The 21,076-nt window shown below is 25.0% G+C and carries 23 protein-coding genes and 1 pseudogene; 12 read left to right on the top strand and 12 right to left on the bottom strand.

Translation table 4 applies throughout. The annotated features are described in order from the left end of the window. Nucleotides 1-77: 77 nt before the first annotated feature. The 6 genes from AACK83_RS10645 (at nt 78) to AACK83_RS08385 (ending at nt 2,698) form a co-directional block, all read left to right on the top strand. Nucleotides 78-368, top strand: coding sequence for a SemiSWEET family sugar transporter (locus AACK83_RS10645; protein ID WP_174481052.1), 291 nt, complete (start codon nt 78-80; stop codon nt 366-368). Continuing rightward, nucleotides 361-666, top strand: a complete 306-nt coding sequence (locus AACK83_RS08365) for a SemiSWEET family sugar transporter (RefSeq protein ID WP_281748102.1) — start codon at nt 361-363, stop codon at nt 664-666. The genes AACK83_RS10645 and AACK83_RS08365 overlap by 8 nt, the downstream gene beginning before the upstream one ends. Nucleotides 667-708: 42 nt before the next feature. After that, on the top strand, nt 709-1,422 hold the full coding sequence (gene plsY, locus AACK83_RS08370) for a glycerol-3-phosphate 1-O-acyltransferase PlsY (protein WP_252319945.1): 714 nt from the start codon (nt 709-711) through the stop codon (nt 1,420-1,422). A gap of 167 nt (nt 1,423-1,589) precedes the next feature. After that, nucleotides 1,590-1,856, top strand: a complete 267-nt coding sequence (gene rpsO, locus AACK83_RS08375) for a 30S ribosomal protein S15 (protein WP_252319942.1) — start codon at nt 1,590-1,592, stop codon at nt 1,854-1,856. A gap of 210 nt (nt 1,857-2,066) precedes the next feature. Further along, nucleotides 2,067-2,219, top strand: coding sequence for a hypothetical protein (locus AACK83_RS08380; protein WP_338957678.1), 153 nt, complete (start codon nt 2,067-2,069; stop codon nt 2,217-2,219). Nucleotides 2,220-2,269: 50 nt separating this feature from the next. After that, nucleotides 2,270-2,698, top strand: a complete 429-nt coding sequence (locus AACK83_RS08385) for a hypothetical protein (protein ID WP_338957679.1) — start codon at nt 2,270-2,272, stop codon at nt 2,696-2,698. Nucleotides 2,699-2,770: 72 nt separating this feature from the next. On the opposite strand, the gene AACK83_RS08390 is transcribed toward AACK83_RS08385, so the two are convergent. The 3 genes from AACK83_RS08390 to AACK83_RS08400 form a co-directional block, all read right to left on the bottom strand. Next, nucleotides 2,771-3,007, bottom strand: coding sequence for a YneF family protein (locus tag AACK83_RS08390; protein WP_252319938.1), 237 nt, complete (start codon nt 3,005-3,007; stop codon nt 2,771-2,773). 13 nt (nt 3,008-3,020) lie between these two features. After that, nucleotides 3,021-5,027 (bottom strand): transketolase, encoded by a 2,007-nt coding sequence (tkt, locus tag AACK83_RS08395; RefSeq protein ID WP_338957682.1) that lies wholly within the window; start codon nt 5,025-5,027, stop codon nt 3,021-3,023. Nucleotides 5,028-5,318: 291 nt separating this feature from the next. After that, nucleotides 5,319-6,452 (bottom strand): hypothetical protein, encoded by a 1,134-nt coding sequence (locus AACK83_RS08400; RefSeq protein ID WP_338957684.1) that lies wholly within the window; start codon nt 6,450-6,452, stop codon nt 5,319-5,321. A 405-nt stretch (nt 6,453-6,857) separates the two neighbouring features. On the opposite strand from AACK83_RS08400, the gene AACK83_RS08405 reads away from it, so the two are divergent. Continuing rightward, nucleotides 6,858-8,117, top strand: coding sequence for a hypothetical protein (locus tag AACK83_RS08405; protein ID WP_338957686.1), 1,260 nt, complete (start codon nt 6,858-6,860; stop codon nt 8,115-8,117). Between the two features lie 97 nt (nt 8,118-8,214). On the opposite strand, the gene AACK83_RS08410 is transcribed toward AACK83_RS08405, so the two are convergent. The 8 genes from AACK83_RS08410 to AACK83_RS08445 all read right to left on the bottom strand — a co-directional run bounded on the left by AACK83_RS08410 (nt 8,215) and on the right by AACK83_RS08445 (nt 14,774). Next, nucleotides 8,215-8,616, bottom strand: a complete 402-nt coding sequence (locus AACK83_RS08410) for a hypothetical protein (protein WP_338957688.1) — start codon at nt 8,614-8,616, stop codon at nt 8,215-8,217. Then, on the bottom strand, nt 8,585-9,211 hold the full coding sequence (locus tag AACK83_RS08415; protein ID WP_338957690.1) for a hypothetical protein: 627 nt from the start codon (nt 9,209-9,211) through the stop codon (nt 8,585-8,587). The genes AACK83_RS08410 and AACK83_RS08415 overlap by 32 nt, the downstream gene beginning before the upstream one ends. Before the next feature lie 140 nt (nt 9,212-9,351). Further along, entirely contained in the window at nt 9,352-9,501 is a 150-nt protein-coding gene (locus tag AACK83_RS08420) for a hypothetical protein (protein WP_338957692.1), read from the bottom strand. A 217-nt stretch (nt 9,502-9,718) separates the two neighbouring features. Further along, nucleotides 9,719-9,841: a hypothetical protein gene (locus AACK83_RS08425; RefSeq protein WP_256468302.1), complete on the bottom strand. Its 123-nt coding sequence runs from the start codon at nt 9,839-9,841 to the stop codon at nt 9,719-9,721. A gap of 303 nt (nt 9,842-10,144) precedes the next feature. Next, complete coding sequence (locus AACK83_RS08430) at nt 10,145-10,507, bottom strand: hypothetical protein (protein WP_252318892.1); 363 nt, start codon at nt 10,505-10,507, stop codon at nt 10,145-10,147. A gap of 24 nt (nt 10,508-10,531) precedes the next feature. Then, nucleotides 10,532-10,951 carry an HIT family protein gene (locus AACK83_RS08435; RefSeq protein WP_252318901.1) on the bottom strand — a complete coding sequence of 140 codons (420 nt, stop codon included), beginning with the start codon at nt 10,949-10,951 and terminating at the stop codon, nt 10,532-10,534. A gap of 51 nt (nt 10,952-11,002) precedes the next feature. Further along, complete coding sequence (locus AACK83_RS08440) at nt 11,003-12,718, bottom strand: hypothetical protein (protein ID WP_338957695.1); 1,716 nt, start codon at nt 12,716-12,718, stop codon at nt 11,003-11,005. 16 nt (nt 12,719-12,734) lie between these two features. Continuing rightward, nucleotides 12,735-14,774 (bottom strand): hypothetical protein, encoded by a 2,040-nt coding sequence (locus tag AACK83_RS08445; protein WP_338957697.1) that lies wholly within the window; start codon nt 14,772-14,774, stop codon nt 12,735-12,737. Between the two features lie 305 nt (nt 14,775-15,079). Here AACK83_RS08445 and AACK83_RS08450 point away from each other — a divergent pair, with 305 nt between their 5' ends. From AACK83_RS08450 to AACK83_RS08470, 5 genes and pseudogenes are all read left to right on the top strand, one after another. Beyond that, nucleotides 15,080-16,363, top strand: coding sequence for an aminotransferase class V-fold PLP-dependent enzyme (locus AACK83_RS08450; RefSeq protein WP_338957699.1), 1,284 nt, complete (start codon nt 15,080-15,082; stop codon nt 16,361-16,363). After that, nucleotides 16,350-16,808 carry a Fe-S cluster assembly sulfur transfer protein SufU gene (gene sufU / locus AACK83_RS08455; protein ID WP_174481014.1) on the top strand — a complete coding sequence of 153 codons (459 nt, stop codon included), beginning with the start codon at nt 16,350-16,352 and terminating at the stop codon, nt 16,806-16,808. Before AACK83_RS08450 ends, sufU begins: the two co-directional genes overlap by 14 nt. Continuing rightward, the gene (locus AACK83_RS08460) at nt 16,798-17,352 is read left to right on the top strand and encodes a 5-formyltetrahydrofolate cyclo-ligase (protein WP_256468307.1); all 555 of its coding nucleotides are present in this window, start codon (nt 16,798-16,800) and stop codon (nt 17,350-17,352) included. The genes sufU and AACK83_RS08460 overlap by 11 nt, the downstream gene beginning before the upstream one ends. A gap of 340 nt (nt 17,353-17,692) precedes the next feature. Then, nucleotides 17,693-18,772 carry an SGNH/GDSL hydrolase family protein gene (locus tag AACK83_RS08465; protein WP_338957704.1) on the top strand — a complete coding sequence of 360 codons (1,080 nt, stop codon included), beginning with the start codon at nt 17,693-17,695 and terminating at the stop codon, nt 18,770-18,772. A gap of 39 nt (nt 18,773-18,811) precedes the next feature. Beyond that, nucleotides 18,812-20,131, top strand: a pseudogene (locus tag AACK83_RS08470) (oleate hydratase); the annotation flags it as partial. Between the two features lie 82 nt (nt 20,132-20,213). On the opposite strand, the gene AACK83_RS08475 reads toward AACK83_RS08470, so the two are convergent. After that, nucleotides 20,214-21,074, bottom strand: a complete 861-nt coding sequence (locus AACK83_RS08475) for a hypothetical protein (RefSeq protein WP_338957707.1) — start codon at nt 21,072-21,074, stop codon at nt 20,214-20,216. Nucleotides 21,075-21,076 lie beyond the last annotated feature (2 nt).

Genomic DNA, 21,076 nt, shown 5'->3' on the forward strand with positions numbered 1-21,076 from the left:
AAATAAAATAAATAACTATTTTCACAATATTTTATTATAATTATTATGATAAATTAAATTAATTAAAAGGAGAAAAAATGAACATTTTTATAGAAATATTGGGGTATCTTGCAGCCATTTGTATTCCTTTGGCATTCTTACCACAAACTATTAAACTAATTAAAACAAGAAATACTTCAGGTCTTTCTATTTTTTCATATAGTATCTATCAACTGGGGGGTCTTACTTTTTTAATATTTGGCATACTTCGTAATGATATTCCCATGATTACTTGTCAAACTATTACTGCTACACTAAATTTCATAATAATTGGGATTATTGTTAACAATTTAATTAAACAAAAAAATAAGGAGGAAAAAAATGTCTAATATTGCAATTGATATTATTGGATATATAGGTGCCTTTTTTATTTCAGTTGCCTTTTTACCACAAACTATTAAACTAATTAAAACTAAAAACACAAAAGGTTTATCGTTAATTTCTTATAGCATATATCAAATAGGCTTAACTTCATTCATAATTTATGCTAGTTTAATTAAAAACATTCCCTTACTAGCAGCAAATGCCTTTGGTACAGTTATTAATATCATATTATTAACATTAATAATTTATAATTTATATTATAATAATAAAGATAAAAAGAACAATTTAACTTCCAAAAAATAAAATTTTTATTAACATAATACTTGCACAAGAATGGAGAAAAAAATGGCACATATTAATCTATTAGGAACTTTTATTTTTATTATCATTGGTTATTTAATTGGCTCAATCTCACCTTCAATTATTATTAGTAAATTAAAATTTAAAACCGATGTTAGAGATTATTACTCTAAAAATGCTGGTGCTACTAATTCAACACGAGTTATGGGTGGTAAATGGGGAGCTATTATTTTAATTATTGATGGTTTTAAGCCCGCTATTCCTATTTTAATTGCATACGGTTTAACCTTTATTGATATTACTAATCCTAATTATGAAACAATGTTTAAACAAGCATATATTTATCCAACTGGTCTTGCTGCAATTATTGGTCACTGTTGACCACTATTTTATGGTTTTCGTGGTGGTAAAGGAGCTGCATCTTCATTAGGAGTACTATTAATGATTAATCCTATTTATTGCGTTATCACAATTGCTAGTTGATGATTTATTTTATATTTAAGTAGAATGTCATCTTTATCTTCAATGTTAATGATGATACTTGCTTTTATCTTATCATGAATACCGAATATACCACTGCATTCTTTTCTTTCCCAACAAGACACTCAATACTATATTGTTAATATAACTATGGCTCTAATTTGAATATTAATTATTATTCGTCATTGAGATAATTGTAAAAGAATTCTTAATCATACTGAACGTAAAGTGACTATTTTTGATAAAAAAAATAAAAAAGCAAATGAAGAAAAAAAATAAAAAATCATCTCTTTATACAAACTCAATAAAAATATTTTTTAAAAAAATACTTGTTTTATGTTTAAAATTAATGTACTATTATAACCGTGTTGACTTAACATTGTTAATATTCTCTCCGATATTAGCTTTGCTTAAGCCGAATTATATTTAAAGGAGAGTTGTCAAATATGGAACAAATTAAACAAGATGAATTGATTAAAAAATTTCGCTTAAATGCCAAGGATACTGGTTCTTCTGCAGTTCAAATTATTAACTTAACAAAAAGAATTTTAGAATTAACAGCCCATCTACAAGTACAAAAAAAAGATATTACTGCAAAACGAAGTTTGTTAAAAATGGTAGCAAGCAGAAAACGTTTCTTAAAATACTTTAAAAAACAAGATGTTGCTACATACAATAAATTATTAACAGCACTATCACTAAAAGATAACTAATATTAAATCAGTATTTACTTATTAATACTGATTTTTTTATATACATCTAAATAATATTAAACATAGAAATAGATTTACAAATGATTTAAACAATAATAAAATTAATACTAAAAGTGTTATAATATAGTTATTAATTATTATATGTTTCTAACCCATTTATTTTTTACTAAAATAAATGGGTTTTTGATTTCAAAAAGGAGGAACAAAATAATGAATGATAAAGATATTAATGGTGAAAAAATAATATCAGTTATTTTAAATTCTGTCACTTCATATCAAAATATTACATATTTTAATTATTGGGATTATATAATTAAAGAAGAAAAAAATAGTTCTGAAATAAAAAAAAGATCAATAATTTAATAGAAAAAAATACTAATATAAATTATACAAACGAAAATGGTGATACGGCTTTGACAATCATTATTAATAATAGTTTATTTTATGATAAAAACATAAAAAATATATTAGAAAACATATTTTATCAAGAATATGAAGAATATATTACAAATAAGGCAAAAGTAGAAATTATTAAATACAGACCAGAATTTTCAAATAACTCATTATTTCATGATATTAAAGATAATATATTAATACATTTAAATACAAATAATTCAGTAAAAAATATAAAAGAAAATTTAATATTAATTGGATTAAAAATTGATAAGAAAAGGATTTTAAAAATTGAACAAAAAATAAAGAAAATATTTAAATGTAACATTAATAAATTAAATATTAATCAAGAAAAAGAAAAAAAATGACAGAAAAAAATTAAACAAGAATTAAAAGAAGAAAATTATCCACAAAATAAGCCATCAACAAGTGGATATATAAAACATTAAATTTATCAAAATATAATGAATAAAAATAGTTACCATTATGGTAACTATTTTACAATTTATATTTAATAAAAATTATCGTTTTTTAGTAGTACTTTGTTGACGTTTCATTGCTTGCATTACTGATTTAATTTGAGATTCAGTAGGTTTACGCCCCATTTGTAAATACATTGCACGAATCATATTTTCATTAATAGGAGGATTTTTCTGTAATTGTTTTTCGAAAATCTTCTTAGTAACAATAAAACCAACTAATCCACCAATTAACGCACTAGCAATGCCAATGATTAATACTGCTCACCAAACCATCATTATTAATTTCTCCTTACTTACTGTTTAAAAACTTATTAATTTTATCACACACTTGATTTGATGTAAAGCCATATTTTTCTAGTACTACCTTATCAGGAGCAGAAATACCAAAAGTACTTACGCCAATAACAAAGCCATTACCTGCAACATATTTATATCAACTATCTTTAGAACCCATTTCAATAGCAACTTTTATAATATCATTAGGTAAAATTCTATTTTGATATGTTTTATCTTGTTTATCAAAAATAAAAGTAGAAGGCATTGAAACTACACGAACATTAAGTTTTTGATCGTTTCATAGTTGTTCTTGACTAGCAATAGCTAATGAAACTTCACTACCGGTAGCAATAATAATTAAATCTAAAGCTTTACTACTATTCTCTTTACTAATAATATAAGCACCTTTTTGAACTGCCTCAATATTACTATTTGCAAGTTGTGGTAAATTTTGTCTAGTAATAATAATAGCACTAGGGTTAGTTTTACTAGATAATGCCATTAAATATGCACCAATTGTTTCTTTTGTATCAGCAGGGCGAATTACATTAAAATTAGGAATAGTTCTTAACATTGTTAGTTGTTCAACTGGTTCATGGGTAGGACCATCTTCGCCAACTGCGATACTATCATGACTAAAAATAAACAAAGATGGAATTGACATTAAAGCTGCTAATCGTAATGCAGGCTTTAGATAATCACTAAACACAAGAAAAGTAGAACCAAAAGGAATTGTGCCTTGATGTGACGTCATACCGTTAACAATAGCACCCATTGCAAATTCTCTTACTCCATAATGAATATGTCTTCCTGAATGGTCAAGAGGTAGAAAGTCTTTGTCTGTTACTAATGCTTTAGTTGAGCCAGCTAAATCAGCACTACCACCAATTAATGTTGGACAATGAGCTGATAAAAGTTTTAAAATATTACCAGAGTCTACTCTTGTTGCTTGTGGATTTACCCCAATAATTGAAGTTCAATCAATTTTATTTAATTGATAATCTTCATTAAAAATTTCATTTTTCAATGCTGATTTAATTTCTTTATACAAATTTGGATATAATTTTGCATATTTTTCAACTTTTTGATTTCAAACTAATTCTATTTTAGAACCATGATTAAGTGCTGTTTGTGTGAAGTAAGTACTTACTTCTTTTGGAACAGTAAATTCAGGATATTCTCAGTTTAAATTTTTAGCAACTGTTTTAATATCTTCCATTAAAGGAGAGCCATGAACACTCGGTGTTCCTTGTTTACTAGCCCCATAACCAATTATAGTTTTAATTTCAATTAAAGTTGGTTTATCACTAACTTTTGCCTTTTTAATAGCTTCAGAAATAAGTTTATCATCTTCACCATCTTCAACTTTTAAATAATTTCACTCTAATGCTTGAAGACGCATTTTTAAATTTTCTGAATATACTAATTTAACAGATGAATCTAATTGAACATCATTTGAATCATATAAAATAATTAGTTTATTTAATTTAAAATGTCCAGCAAAACTAAGTGCTTCTTGTGCAATACCTTCTTGTAAATCACCATCACCACAAATTGCATATGTATAATGATCAATAATATTAAGATCTTTTTGATTATATTTAGCACTAAGAAAACTCTCAGTAAGCGCCATTCCAACAGCATTAGCGATACCCTGACCTAATGGTCCAGTAGCCGTCTCTACTCCATAGTCTAAATGATATTCGGGATGACCAGGTGTATTACTATTTAATTGACGGAATTGTTTTATATCATTGATTGTATATTTATAACCAGCATGATGTAATATTGAATATAATAAAGCACTACCATGACCTGCTGATAAAACAAATCGATCACGATTAAATCATTTTGGATTTTTTGGATTAAAAGATAAATGATTTTTGAATAAAGAAAAAGTCATTGGTGAAGCACCTAAAACAATACCAGGATGGCCACTTTTAGCAGCATTAACTGCTTGTACTCCTAACATACGAATTGAATTAATAGTTAATTTATCTAAATTAATTTTATTTTCCATAATTTCTCCTTAAATTTTTAATAGTTATTATTTAATATAATATTAACAATATTCTTAATAAAATAGGTAATTTTTTAAAAATAATTAAAAAAGTATAAATAATAATGACAAAAAATATAATTTTATTTTAACTAAATTGAATCTTTGAACAAATTAAAAAAGAAAAGGTCACCCCAAGATAAAAAAAATAATATTTCATCTTAAATAAGATAACTCTTTTCTTAATATTTTACATTTGTGATGTTCTTGGTTTATTTAAGTTTATTAATGGTAGGTTTGCTGATTCATTGTTTACTTGTTGTTTATTAAAATCTTTTCCAGATGATTTTGAAAATAATGTTGGATTTGTTTTTGGTTTTTTACTACATGATTCTGATATTTTTTTCATTTTTGACTAATTTCTATTTCAATTTTCTTATTTTTATTAATTTTTCCAAAAGTTACTAATTTAATTAAGAAATTTAAAATTTTATTTATTTTTTGTTGTTCTAAAACTTTAATTTCTTCTATTTCAGATTTTTTGATTACTTGCATTAAATTTGATTGTGTTTTTGCTGATTTTTCAAGTTCTTCTTGTTCTTCTAAATATAAACCAATTGCTTTATTATTTCTTTCCTGTCTTTTTAATGATAAAGCCTCTAATGTAATCGCTCTATCAATATCTTCTCTTTCTTTCTCAGATACTTCTTCTGATTGTAAGGATAATGGTACTGATTTTTCAAGTTCTTCTTGTTCTTCTAAATATAAACCAATTGCTTTATTATTTCTTTCCTGTCTTTTTAATGATAAAGCCTCTAATGCAATCGCTCTATCAATATCTTCTCTTTCTTTCTCAGATACTTCTTCTGATTGTAATGTTTTATAAGGTTCATCAACAACTACAAAACCAAATTCATCATCTTCATTGGTTGCTTGTAAATCTAAACTACTTTCATAAAGAGATGGTGAAATGGTTGGTTCGGAAATTATTACCTTTTCTTGATGACTATTATTTGTACGTTGAATTTGAGGTTGAATAATCTTACTTCCTTTGGGTTTTACTCCTTGTTTTAGTATTTCCTCTTCAGTAACTAATTTTATTTCTGTCTCTACTTTAAATGTTTGTGATGAGGGCATTGATGTTTCTTTAAATTCTTTTACTATTATGTCAGATTGTTTTTCTTTTTCTAACAATAATTTTTTTGCCAGTTCCACTTGTTCTTCTTCTTCTGATAATCTCATGGCTTCAGCAATAAGATCTGGATCAATTGCAAGTTGTTCCATTTGTTCAAGTGTAAATGTTCTCATTTGTTCCATTGTAAATACTGGTGTTTGTTTTTTATCAATCGCTTCTCTTTGCTCTTTTGTCAATGAACGGATTTGTTGTGTTGTGAATGCAAATGTTGGCGATAATTTTAATTTTCTAATATAAGTTTCAGCTGCCATTATTTTTTCTTCCTTTCTAAAAATAAAAAACCCATTTATTTTAAAATTAAAATAAGAGGATTAAAAAACTTTATATTCTTTTGTAGAATATTATCATAATAATAATATTTTTCCAATAAATAAATTATTATTTTTTTCATTGGGTTATAAATAAATATTATAACTTAAAAAAGAACTTATTTAATATGCAAATTATTAATATTGAAACATATTGTAAAGTACATTTAATACACATTATTTATTTAAATTTTTTAGTTTTTGCTAATTTCAAATAAAATGTTTATAATTAAATCAACACTTTTTAATGACTAAAGTGTTATAAAATATATAATTATTAATTTTTTAAATAATTATTTAAAAAATAGAGGTATAAAATTATGAATAAATATTTAATTTTTTTTAAGTGTGATACCACCTTTAACTTTTTTAGGAAACAATATTAATAATAAAAATATTGAAAATACTGTACTAATAAATCAATTAGAAGAAAATAATACTTCATTCAATAACCAATTTAACTATTTAAGCAATAGTGAGTGAATTACTAATCAATCAATAACAGATCATAAATTTTATAGTTATGATACATTATCTTTAGCAAAATACACTTTTCCTAAAGCAAGGAATACTTTTTTAGTAGATAACTATGGTAACCTAGTTTATAACCCTAATATAAATATTCCTGATAAAGATAAAGTAAATATTGAAAATACAAAACAAGAAATGAACAGCCACAAAAAAGTAACTATTATTAAAGATGATTATAATCCATATAGTAAAAGTGAATATTCTGATTCATACTTTACTGGTTATAATAATTGAAAATATATTCAACAAGGTGATATTGAAAAACATATTGATATTTCTAATCAAGCAGGTGCTGATAAAGTTGAACATAGCAATAATCTAAATGAAACACTAGGTTTATATTATATTGCTAAAGCAACACATGATAATAAAATTAGTAAGACAATAGCTAATAACTTAGCAGTGTATTTTATTAATCAAACTAGTTTAAAAGGGCAAATTAACAATCAATTAACTAGTGACATTATTAATTTAATTATTGATAATCAAAATGTTTATAATTTTTTGAATAAATCACCACTAACATTAACTACTAAAAACTATTCATTAAATTGAATTTTTGATAAAAGTAATAATCTAGTGGCTATTTATTATAATAATTGAAAAAACACTAATAATATTATTAATGATAAAATAAATTATTCTTTTTCAGATTGACATAATGGAACATCAATCGCTACTGATAATTCTAATGTTTATAATATTCTTAAGTGAAGCAATTACGCGAGAGACTGAAATACCTTCACTAATATGTATCCAACTTTTTCTTTTATTAATTCATATTTCAAAGTATCAACTTCAACAGGAATTGAAAGTAGTCCAACACTAGCAACTAATACTGCAAAAATTGAACAATATAAAAACCCTGGTAATGCTAATGTTCTTTTTATTGCTTATATTAATACTAAAGATGGTGGAGGATGAGGAACAGAAATTGCTCTTAACTTAGATCTTTGACATTATAATGATAATATTTACTTTCAATGGTATTGTTTTTTAAATTCTTCATTTGGTCGTATGACATATGTTAACATTGCATTAAACAATATTAATTTTCATAACATAATGAACAATTAATAACTTTATTTACAATTTTTAATTAATAAACAAAATTAATAATAAGGACAAAGTTTATTTTGTCCTTATTATGATTATAAAGATATATTTTTTGTTATTATAATAATTTAAGTAAATCTATTCGAAAAAATTTATCTAATTTTTCTCATCCAAGATCACGATTTTGTTCAGGAGTCATTATTCAACGACCAAAAGCTTCTGGAAATAAATCAATATATGATGTTCTTCCATATCAACTTCTAACAATACCATAACTTAAAAGTTTTTGATAAGATTTGTTATTAATCTTAGTTCCGTTTGCTAATGATGAAATCATATATTTTCTTGCATCAAAATTATTATTTTGTTTATTACGAATTAAAGAATCCAAAATATGACCATATTCATGTACCATAACTTCCATTCCATACTTTATATCTCTAAAAATATCTGTATCAAGTATTATTTTAGTATTACACATATTATCATTACAAGAACCAAAATATGCTTCTCCTGACATATTTATTTTTAGATTGTTCTCACAACTTTTGATCTAATTCAATTTTTTCTAACATTTTAAAAACATTATTTTTTCCATATAATTGAGCTAAAATATTATAAAACCGACATATTCCTGTTTTTAATTCATCAATGTTTGCATTTATATGATAATTACTAATTGTTTTAATAAATGATTCAAAATCAATTTTGCCATCAAATAAAAGATGATGATCATTAAATTGTTTTTTTAAATCTTCAAAATCTTTAAAATTATCATTATTATTTTCTAACTTTTTAAAAGCATTATTTGATTCTTCACTTGCTTTAAATTTAACTTGTTCATTTAAAATATTAATAAAATCATTTACAGCAGGTAAATTTTTAAATTCATTATCATTTAAAATATCATTTTTTCCAAATAAAATTTCTTGATGATGTTGATAAGAGTAAGTAGGAACTTGTTTATCTCTTATATTCAAATCAGGAACAATATAATCTAACGTTACAAAAGATCTATTAGGACTATACTTAAGCTTTACTGTTCCAATATAGATATCTTCATTTATTGAAGTAATTATTGCTTCATTTTGATTAGTAACAATTTTAATTTCCAAACTAGTTACATCTATATTATATTTATTACTAAAAATATCTATAATTTCTTTTTTTACTTTTTCATCATCATTTATAGTAGTTATGTTTTGTCCAATATAAATTTTACCTAAATTTCTTTTTCCTTTAGGAAAAATTATTTCTAAGTTTTTTTCTTTTCAATTTCAATTTCTTCTTCAATATTTTCTTCCATTTCAGAATTATATAAAATACCAGTAGTTGCACCACTAATTAAAACCGCAGAACTAATTATTCCAGCAATAATTTTTGAATTTTTATTTTTTTTAGACATATAATACTCCTCCATATTTTGATTTCAGAAATAAGTTCTTTATATTCTTGCCTTTGATATCAATAGATATAGACTAGTATTGTTTTTAATTCTAATTTGTTTTATTAACAATTAAGATGAAAATTGTTTTAGATTTCTAAAACAATCAGTAAAAATTTTTAAAATTAGTTGATAAGGGCTATTGATAATAGTATAAATTTTATTAATAATCAAAAAATTATTGATTAGCACACTCTGGGCATTTCATAATTTTTCTTGCTGTTTTTGAGTTTGAAGCTAAATCATTACCATTAATTTCTTTATTACAACTTGAACAATGTAACACTTTTCTTTTTTTCATATCTCAATCTCCTTTATCTTTTTTTATTAATGCTTAAAATTATAGCATCATTAATAAAAAATGCTTTTTTGATGAAAACAAAAAGGTAGTTATGCCACTCATCAATTAATAATTTTTATAAAATTTGATAATAATAACTATTATAATATTTTTTTCTTATTATTTATGTTGAAAATAAACTCTAAAAATATTATTAATTATTTATTAAAAATTGATTTAATACTATTTTCAACCAAAATTATAAAAAAAATATTGGACAATATATTATCCAATATTTTAAGTTATTAATAATTATTTTATGACTTATTTACTATTAAATATTCATAAAATAGAGCCAAACGCCATGATAATATGTGGTAAAGCATTAATATAAGTTCATGTTGACTTATAATCTACATCTTTGCCAACAAATAAACCAATAACTATTATAACTGAAAGAAATGATATAAATAGTGCTCATAGTCTTGATCATAATCCGGGTTTAACTGAAAATGGTATTAGAATATAAATAATACCTATTATAACTAATGTAGCTCCATTTTCATTTCAGCCATAGAAACTATAAGTTATAACTCCCGCTGCATACAATAAACTAAAAACAATAATTCATACAGCACCAATTAGCATTAATATTTTAGGTAAAGTTAATAACTTAAGACTTTTCATTTTTTTCCTCCTTAAATATTTGTTTTACATTAATTGTGATTTTAGTATTTTTTTAAGATTATTAATATCATCAATTGTAACATTTTCTTTTGTCCTATTAATTAAAAACCCTTTTTCACGAATATATTTTGGAATAATATGAACATGATAATGAAATACTTCTTGAAATGCTTCGCTACCATTATTAGTTAAAATATTAAATCCTTTAATTTCGGGAATAGTTTTTATTAGCAAATTAGCAATTTTATGAGTTGTGATACTAACATCGCTCACTATTTTAGGTGTAGTATCAATAAAAGTTTCAAAATGTTGCTTTGGAATTACTAGAATGTGTCCTTTAGTTACGGGATTGATATCCATGAATGCTGCTGTATTTGTATCTTCAAAAATTAAGTTATTTGTATCTTTAATAATTGTACAAAAAATGCATGCTTTATTTGTCATATATTTCACCTCAACTTACTTTATAAGTAAAACTTAAAATATTAAGTATTATTATGGATAAAACTCTTTTACCTTATTTCAAAACTCTTCTTCATATATATTATTTTTTGGAATATATGTTGGAAATAAATTTTGGGCAGCGATTTTAAAGTTTTCAGCTGCTGGTGAATCTTTAGTTGCAGAATCACTAGCAGATATAGAATATAACATTTGTCAAAATATATTTCACTTTGTTTCTTGGGTAATAGTGCTTTCCTTACCATCAGCTCTTATATACTTAGAGAAATCTGTCTTAAGACTAGCATTACCACTAATGTTTCATGAATGAATTAAATTACTAATTTCTGGAACTCAGCCTTCGTTTTTATTACTTAAAAAACTAAAATCTAAATTTTGTAGAAGGTTTAGGAAATAAATAGGAGCAGAGTAAGTAAATGTAGCAATATTATTATTCGTAGTGTAATGTAATCCACCATTAGATACTCAACCTGCAGCCAATTGATTATTAGTTGCAGTACTTAAGAAACCATTAGCACCAAAATTAGGATCAATTTCACTAATAGTTGAGGCATTACCGCTTGTTAATTGAGTAAAAAAATCAGAATTTAAAGTTTTTCCTTTTCCTGAATCATCATCTTTAACAATTGACTCTCACTTTGGAGGTTCAAAAGGACTACTATTTCATTTTTTATCAATGCTTTGCGCATTTGCTAAATCAGTAGTAAAGTTTCAATTTACATTATAGTTACTCTTTTGTCAACCAGTAGTATCTTGTAATTGACTTATGTAAAGGTTATTTGTTTGGGTTGAAATTATAGGTTTACCTGCTTCATTATCTTTAATATCAACAATATTGTCTAAAATATAAGACATTGTAAATAAAGTTTGATTTAATGCTGGTAAAATTTCATATTGATAATATTGTTGATAACGAAAACGTAATCATCATTGGAAACGTTTTAAATATTTTGAATAAGTTGGAATATCAGTACCAGAAAGACTTTTTTGTGTTTTATTAATACCAGCACTACTATTTCATTTTTTAGCATCATTTGGTAATAATTTACCAATTTCATTACTATAATTGTCATCTGGATGTTTAGCAATGGCAGCTAATTGTTCATCAAAAGCAGCATCTTTATCACCATAATCTTTATATAAACTATCAGGAGTAAATATTTGATCAGGATCATTAACTTTACCAGTATCTTTATTTTTTTCTTTATAAAAATCTACATTTTGATAATTAAATTTACTTGTACCATCCTGATGTCAACTTTGATTTTGAAATAATAACTCATTATTATCTGCTGCTGATACTTTATCTAGTGAATTAGCTGTATTAATACCACTTAAGTACTTTTGAGTTAATAAACTTAATCCTAAATCATCTTTAAGTTTTATAAAAGCTTTATTGGCTTCTCCCATTATTGCAGTAGTACCATCTGCATTTTTTGTGTCTTCACTATAATGAAGTTTCTTATGAAAAAATTCATAAAATTTTTGCTGAGCAATTGTTCCTTCAACATCTTTTAAAATAAAATCAAGACCTTGTGAATAAGTATTCTTAAACTGAGCAGAAATCGTTTCATTAAAATTTACTCCTAAAAAATTAAATAATACACGATTTTTATAATCATCAGGAATTTTACCACTAGGTAAATTACTCATATCACGTTCATTATCACAAGCAACTAATAATAATACAGGGCCAGATAAAAGAGTAACTGAAGTTAATAATGGTAAAATCTTTTTTATCTTTTTCATTTTTAATACCTCCCGTCTAAGAACTAATGATACTTGGATCATATCATCATAATGTTCGTTTCCCAACAACATCTAGATAATTAGCAATATTAGTATCCATACGAGCAACTGGTGCATCTTGTGTAAAGCCATCTCATGTATTATTAGTTTTTATAATATTATCCTTAAATGTTGCATTAATATTAATACCTTGTCTATTGTTTCAACGATTTTCTTTAGTTTTATCAAATCAACTTTTCATTTTTTCAACAAAGCTATTAATTTTCGTATCAGTTGGATCAAGAGGACTTGAACCAAATATATCCTGTAAATTTCAATGAATTAAACTCGAGTTATTATTAAAGTATAAATTATAATCTCATCAAGTTGCATCACCAAGGCTACCAGTACCTCCAGTAAAGGCTGTTAATGCATCATTTAAATTAAAAGTAAGAGTTGTATTTGGAGTATATTTTTGTAGTAAAAAACCAGTTTGTAAATAATCAAGATAAGGAGAATCAGATAATCCACCTGGACGCTCAGATAACGGTGCTAAGTCTTTTCACTGATAAGTATCTTTTCTATGATTTTTAAATGTTTTAATTATATTATAAGTTGATTCATCGCTTTTAGGTTTGTCTTGCTGTTGATATGTGATACCTGGCGTTTGAATAAAATGAATACCACCAGTATCAATAAAAATGCCAACTCCAGGTCCATTATTAACTGCAGCATCAGGAAGTTGTGGTCCTTTTATATCTTTCATATAAACTAAATCATTATATTGGCTAGTACCATCTTTACCTTTATCTTTAATACTATCACGGTCTATATAAGGAATTAAGTCATCTAAACCCTTTTCCTTGTCAGTTGGTGAAGTAAATTGTGTTAATTTATATGGTTGAATACCATCAACATTTTTACCAACACCTTCAGCACTAGTTACATAACGATATAAGTAATAATAAAAAGGACTATTCTCTTGTGAAGATTTAGTAATATCCATTAATCCTAAATCACCAGTTTTACTAACATCAGTAGTAGCGGCCCCTTTTTCTTCAGTGAATGTTTGATCAAAACCATTAGTTCTAATATTCTTTAAAATTTCATTAATTTTAGTTTTATTTTGAGAAAACTGAGAAGCACTAACCTTTTCTTGTAAAGGTTTAGCAGTAGAATCAAAAGGAATAACAATTTGACGAGTTCAAATTAATTCTTGATTTCTTAACATTACTTTAGCTATTTTAGATTGATTATCACTTAATAAGCCATCAATAGTATTGTATGAATCTGTTTCATAATTACTATCATTCTTATCATCACTAGTTTTTACAACAGGGAAACTAATATTAACACCAGTTCATGTTTTAGCAGCTTTAACAGCATCATCTAATTGTTTAAAATCAGTAAGATCAGGATTTAAACTATTGGCATTAGCAACAACTCAAATTTTGCTAGAATATTTACCAGCATCAGTAATACTTGTTTTACCATTAATGTATTGTTGTACACTATCATAAGTACCATTTGGATTGTTTTCACTCTTTACTTGTTCTCATAAATCCTTTAATCAAATATTAATTTCATTTTGATTGTAGTATTTATAATCCTTATAATTACTAGTAACATAACTACGTTGAATAATACCTAAAGCACTCTTTTTTAAAATATTATCAATGTAAGTATTAACATCATCATCGCCCAATACTTTCTTTCATTGTTTTTCTCATGAACGACCATATTTTGCTTGTAATGATTTTATTTTATTTTCCATCTCAGATTGAGCTGCTGTCAAAGCAGCAAGATAATCATCTTTATATTCTGGAGTATTTTTTAAAATTGAAAGATTAATATATTGATTAATATCAGTATATAATGTTTTACCTCATCCACTATTGGGATTATTTAATAAGTAATTAAAAAAGGTGTCAGTCGTAGTACTTGTATCTATAAAAGCACTATTTCAGTCGAAAACATTAGTTGTGCCTCTTTCATTTGAATTATTACAAGCTATAATAGACATAGTTGATGTTGATGATAACGTGAAAGCTGCAACTAAGGCAAGAATATTGCGCACTTTATTCACTCCTTTTAATTAAATCTATAGCAAAAAAAGATTTTTTAATTTATTTTACTAAGATATCTTAACATAAAATTTATATTTAAGGGATAGTTTTTTCTAATTAATTTTAAAATGAAATAACTAATTACCAATTATTTATTTTAAAAAATTTAAAATATTAATTTTTTTAAATATTATTACTTTATAGTGCACAAATAATATTTTATTCATTTTTTAATTTTAAGAAAATTAGCACAAAATTAAGTGTATAATCATTAGTATAAGTATATTATATTTGGTGTAATGATATAGGAGTAAATATGAATAAAAAAATAAACATTAATGATAATACCTTTAAAACTGATTTTCCCTTTTTTAAAAATAATCCTGATTTAGTTTATTTAGATACAGCGGCTTCTTCACTAAAACCACAAATAGTTATTGATGCTGTTAGGGATTATTATGAAAAATATTGTATTAATCCACATAGTCAAGATTATCAACTTGCTGTTAAGGGAAATGATATATTTGAAGATACTAGAAAAACAATTAGTAAATTTATTAATAGTAACGAAAACGAAATAGTTTTTTGTCCTTCAGCAACTTTTGCTTATAATCAAATTGCTTTTGGCTTAGAAAAATATTTACAAGAAAATGATGAAATTTTATTAACCACTTTAGAACATAGCTCATTACTCTTACCATTTTATCGTTTGATACAAACTAAAAAAATTAAAATAAAATTTATTGAAACAAATAAACAAGGAGTCATTACTGTTGAAAATTTAAAAAAAGTTTTAACACCTAAAACTAGAATAGTTGCTTTTGCAAATATTAATAATTCTTTAGCAATAAAAAATGATACTGAAACATTAACTAATTTTATTAAAGAATATGGTAAAAAAAATGTTAAAAGTGATAATTGAATTTTTAAAAATATTTTAGTAATAATAGATGGTGCACAATCAATAGGACATATAAAAACCGATGTTAAAAATTGAAATATTGATTTTTTTGGATTTTCTGGTCATAAAGTTTTTGGTCCAACTGGAATCGGTGTCTTTTGAGGAAAAAACGAATGATTAAATATGCTAGATCCACTAATATTGGGTGGAGGCATGAATGGTGATATTTATGAAAATGGTAAATTTAACTTATTAGATAGTCCTTATCGTTTTGAGGGTGGAACACAAAATATTGCGGGTGTATTTGGGCTAGGTGCAGCTATTAAGTATTTATTAAACATTGGTATTGAAAATATTAGAAATCATGAAATTTTACTAAAAAAATACGCAATTGAACAATTAACAGCGCAGTTAGGAAATAACATTGAAATTTATAATATTGATGGCAATAGTAGTAACATAATATTTAATATTAAAAAAGTATTTGCACAAGATGTTGCTAATTTTTTAGGAACACAAAATATATGCGTACGCAGTGGAACTTATTGTGCTAAATTATTACCTAATATAATTAACGCTGAAGTAACAATTCGTCTTAGTTTTTACATATACAATTGCAAAAAAGATATTGACTTATTAGTAATAGCTTTAAAAAAAGGGATTAATGAAGGAGGAGATTTTTTAAATGAATTCTTTTAATAACAATCAAGACTATTATCGCAAACTAATTGTTGAACACTATAGTAATCCAAAAAATAAAGGTTTTAAAAATTTACCAAATAGTTTGACATATCATCAAAACAATGAATCATGTGTTGATAATTTTCATGTTGAAATTTCTATTAAAAATAAAGTTATTAATAGCGCACGCTTTACTGGAATTGGGTGTGCTATTTCAACTGCAGCAACCGATCTTTTTTGTATTTTAATTGAAGGTAAAACAATATCACAAATAAAAGAAATTATTATTAATTATCAAGCAATGTTATCAGAAAAGCAATTTAATGATAAAATAATTGAAAATATGATTGCTTTTAAAAATGTACCAAGACAACGTAATCGAATTAAATGTGCCCTTATTGGTATTAATGGTATTAATAAAATAATTGAGAAAGAATGTGAAAAAAATGGAAATGGAAATTAAGGATAAAATTAGTTTAAGAACCATTTATTTAAAAAAATTAAAAAATGTTTCTAAAAATAATTATCAAAAGTGAAATAAAATTATTTTCAATAAATTTAATGAATCACATTATTTTAAACAAAATAATGTATTTGCTCTTTATAATTCCTTACCATATGAAGTAGAAACTAAAGAAATTATTGAATTATTATGAAAAAATCTAAAACAAGTTTGTTTACCAAGAATGAATGGTGAGCATTTGGAATTTTACTTTATTAATAGTTGAAACGATATCGTATTTGATAATGATTTTAAAATTGGACAACCAAGTTTAAATTGCCAAAAAGTTATAGGAAGTCAAATTGATTGTATGTTAGTACCATTGATTGCCTTTGATAAAGATTATTATCGTATTGGTTATGGTAAAGGTTTTTACGATCGTTATTTATCTAAAAATAAATTTAACTTTAGTAAAATAGGACTTGGTTTTGCTATTCAAAAAATTCCTTATATAATTAATCACGATAATTGAGATATACCATTAGACTATATTTTTACTAATTAATATTTTAATCTAAAATTAAATACACTAATCAATAAATAAAAGATAGTTTAATTAATCAAATTATCTTTTTTTATTTTTATTGTATATTCATTTTTTTAATTATAGACTTAAATTAAGATTTACTTAGAATAATTATTTTAAAAAGACTAAAACTAATCATTAGTTTAGTTTATACACACTTGAATTTTATAAAAACTGAATCAATTAAAATTATTTTATATTTTTTATCAAAATGAATCCAAAAATAAATAATAAAAAATGATATTTTTAGTAAATCTTAATACTAAAAAATAAATATTTCTAAAAAAATAATGAAAAAATACATAGGAGGCAAATAAACATGCGTTGATATAACTTAACATGTGCTACACTTTTAAGTTCATTATCATTATTAACTATTAATTCAAAGCATTGTTATTTAAATAAAGAAGAACAAGCTATAGAACAAGTTGATAATTTATACGTTATTGGTGATAGTTTATCAGATAATGGTGCACTTGTTGGAGCTGGAACACAATTTTTTAAAGGTAATAAAATCCTTCCAAAAATTCAAGAAATTAAAATGGAAGAACCTTATCATAATAATCAGTTTTGTAATGGTCCAAATGCAGTTAGTGTTGTAGCAAATTATTTTCATAAACCTTTAACACCAGCATGGAAATTTCAAAAAATACCATTTGTTGGCAAAACTTATCAACAAATTGGCGAAAATTATGCTGTTGGTGCTGCTAGATTAGGATATAGTATTTATCCAGGTGGATTTTTTGTTAGTAAATTTTCAGCACAAGCACAAGTTACTTCTCTACTTTCACAACATAAAAATATTAATGATCATGATTGAGTACTATATGTAATGGGGGTTAATGATCTTTTGGCAGTAATGCAAGATACAACTTCTCCTTTCTTAACATGAAAACTTTATTTAGATTTTGCAATCCTTAATGAAAAAATATCACTAATGCGACTACTTAAACATCATGTAGCGAATATTGTTGTTACTGATGTTCCGGATATTAGTGAAACTCCTGCTTATAATAATGATCCTATCCTAGAGACAAAAGCAGCAGCAGCTTTTAAATATTTTCATTCACAATGAAAAGCAATGATAAAAACTTTAAAAGAAGATTACCCAAAACAAATTAATGATTTTGAACTTTCATCAGTTGTTAAACAAACATTAAATGATTTAGGTAAAAGAGGAATGAATATTAAAGAAGGAGCTAGTGATATTAGTTTTTATGAATCATTTTTAAAAGATGGAATTTTACAACCCAAATTAAATCCGGGGGTAACTTTAGATACAGTTAATAACTACTTTTTTGTCGATACTGTTCATCCAACTGAAATACCATCAAAAGTAATTGGTATGCAGTTAGCTCATTTTATTACTAATAAAATTAAACAAAATTTAAATGATTAACAAAAAAATAAAAAATAACAAATAGGAGGTACAAATTATATGTATAAAAGCAATGGAAATTATGAAGCATTTGCACAACCTAAACCAGCACAAGAAATAGAAGATAAAAAAGCATTTTTAGTAGGAGCAGGATTAGCTTCTTTAGCCGCTGCTACATTTTTAATCAGAGATGCAAAAATGAATCCAGAAAATATCCATATTTTTGAAGAATTAAGTATTGCTGGTGGTAGTTTAGATGGGATTTTAAATCCAGATAAGGGTTTCATTAGTCGTGGTGGACGAGAAATGGAAAACCATTTTGAATGTCTATGAGATTTATCTCGCTCTATTCCATCTTTAGAAATTGAAGGGGCTTCAGTTTTAGATGAATTTTACTGATTAAATAAAGAAGATCCAAATTATTCTAAGTGTCGACTTATTCATCAACAAGGGAAAAGAACAGAAGATGATGGTAAGTTTACTTTGAATGAAGAGGCTTGTAAAAAAATAATTGAATTATTTTTAACAAAAGAAGTAAATCTAAATAATAAAACAATCGAAGAAGTATTTCCAGAAGATTTTTTTAAATCAAATTTTTGATGATATTGATCATCAATGTTTGCTTTTGAAAAATGACATAGTGCTATGGAAATGAGAAGATATATTATGAGATTCATTCATCACCTTGGTGGATTACCAGATTTATCAGCACTTAAATTTACAAAATACAATCAATACGAATCACTTGTTTTACCATTAATTTCTCACTTAGAAGAACAAGGTGTTGTTTTTCACTATGAAACAATAGTAAAAAATATTATAATTTCAGAAAATGAAAATAAAGAAAAAATTGCAAAAAAAATCATTTTTCAAAAAAAGAATAAAGAACAACAAATAATATTAAAAGAAAATGATTTTGTTTTTGTAACTAATGGCAGTATTACTGAAAGTACAACATATGGTGATCATAATACTCCAGCACCAATTAGTGAACAACTCCAATTAGGTGGAAGTTGAGAATTATGAGAAAATTTGGCAAAGCAAAGTAAAGATTTTGGAAAACCAGAGAAATTTTATGCAAATTTACCAAAAGAAAGTTGATTTATCTCAGCAACATTAACAACTCTAGATAAAAAAATGGCACCTTATATTGAAAAAATCAGTAAAAGAGAGCCATATGCTAAAAAAGTTGTAACTGGTGGAATTGTTACTGCTATCGATTCAAGTTGAATTTTAAGTTATACCTTAAATCGTCAACCACACTTTAAAAGCCAATCAGATGATCAATTAGTTGTTTGAATCTATGGATTACTTTCAAATAAGGAAGGAGATTATATTAAAAAAAGTATTACTGAATGTTCTGGCATGGAAATAGCTCAAGTATATAGGGACTACGTCCCTCGCCACTACGTGGCTCACCCAAATTATAGTCGCAGTAGGTTCACTGCGACTATAACTATTTTTATTTATCTTTATTTTTAGGTTTATCTTTTTTCTTTAAAATATTATCTAATTTATCTAAACCAGCAGACTTAATATCAGTATAAGTCATATCAATACTACTTGCTTCTTTAAGGTATTTTTTAGGTGACAATTCACTTTTAAGTTCATGCACATAATGTAAAGCATGTGAATTATACCTTTTTAACCAGTGTCTAGGAAAAAATAAAGTCATAGCCATTGCTTCACCACTATAACTTGGAGGCATAATGCCTTTTTTAATCATTTTCTTTGTTCTACGTCGTGAAAACACTACTTTATTATAATCATCAATATTAGTATATAAATTAAGATTAAATATAACAACAAAGCCCAAAAAACGCATTCTTTTAACTTGCACAACATACTCTACTTTTTCTCTTGCTTGTACTGGTATTCTATTAGGATGTTGTTCAATCAAATACATAGTACCATTAAACATATGACCTATTAACTTACAAAATTGTCCTAAACTTTCTTGTTGATTTTTAAACTGTACTCCTAAATCATTAGAATTTATCTTTAATGCTAATTCATCTAAAATTATTAAATCTTCTTCTTCAAAAGCATAATTACTTGCTAACTGATTAAAAGTAAAAACATCATTATAATTAACCAAATAAGAATAACCATTTTTTAATTTAATAGGAAAAGGACTAACTACTCGTTTTTTATGAGTTTGTGCTAAACAACAAGCAAGAGCAGATTTACCAGTACGTGGTGGCGCTGAAATAATATAACTACCAACTCGTTTTAAAATTTTAACATTACGAATAGTTATAAGAATTGGATAAATAATCATAATCAAACCTATAACCAATAACACGTAACCATATCAAGGCATTA

The sequence above is a fragment of the Spiroplasma endosymbiont of Tiphia femorata genome (genome assembly GCF_964020225.1).
Classification (GTDB): domain Bacteria; phylum Bacillota_I; class Bacilli_A; order Mycoplasmatales; family VBWQ01; genus Spiroplasma_E.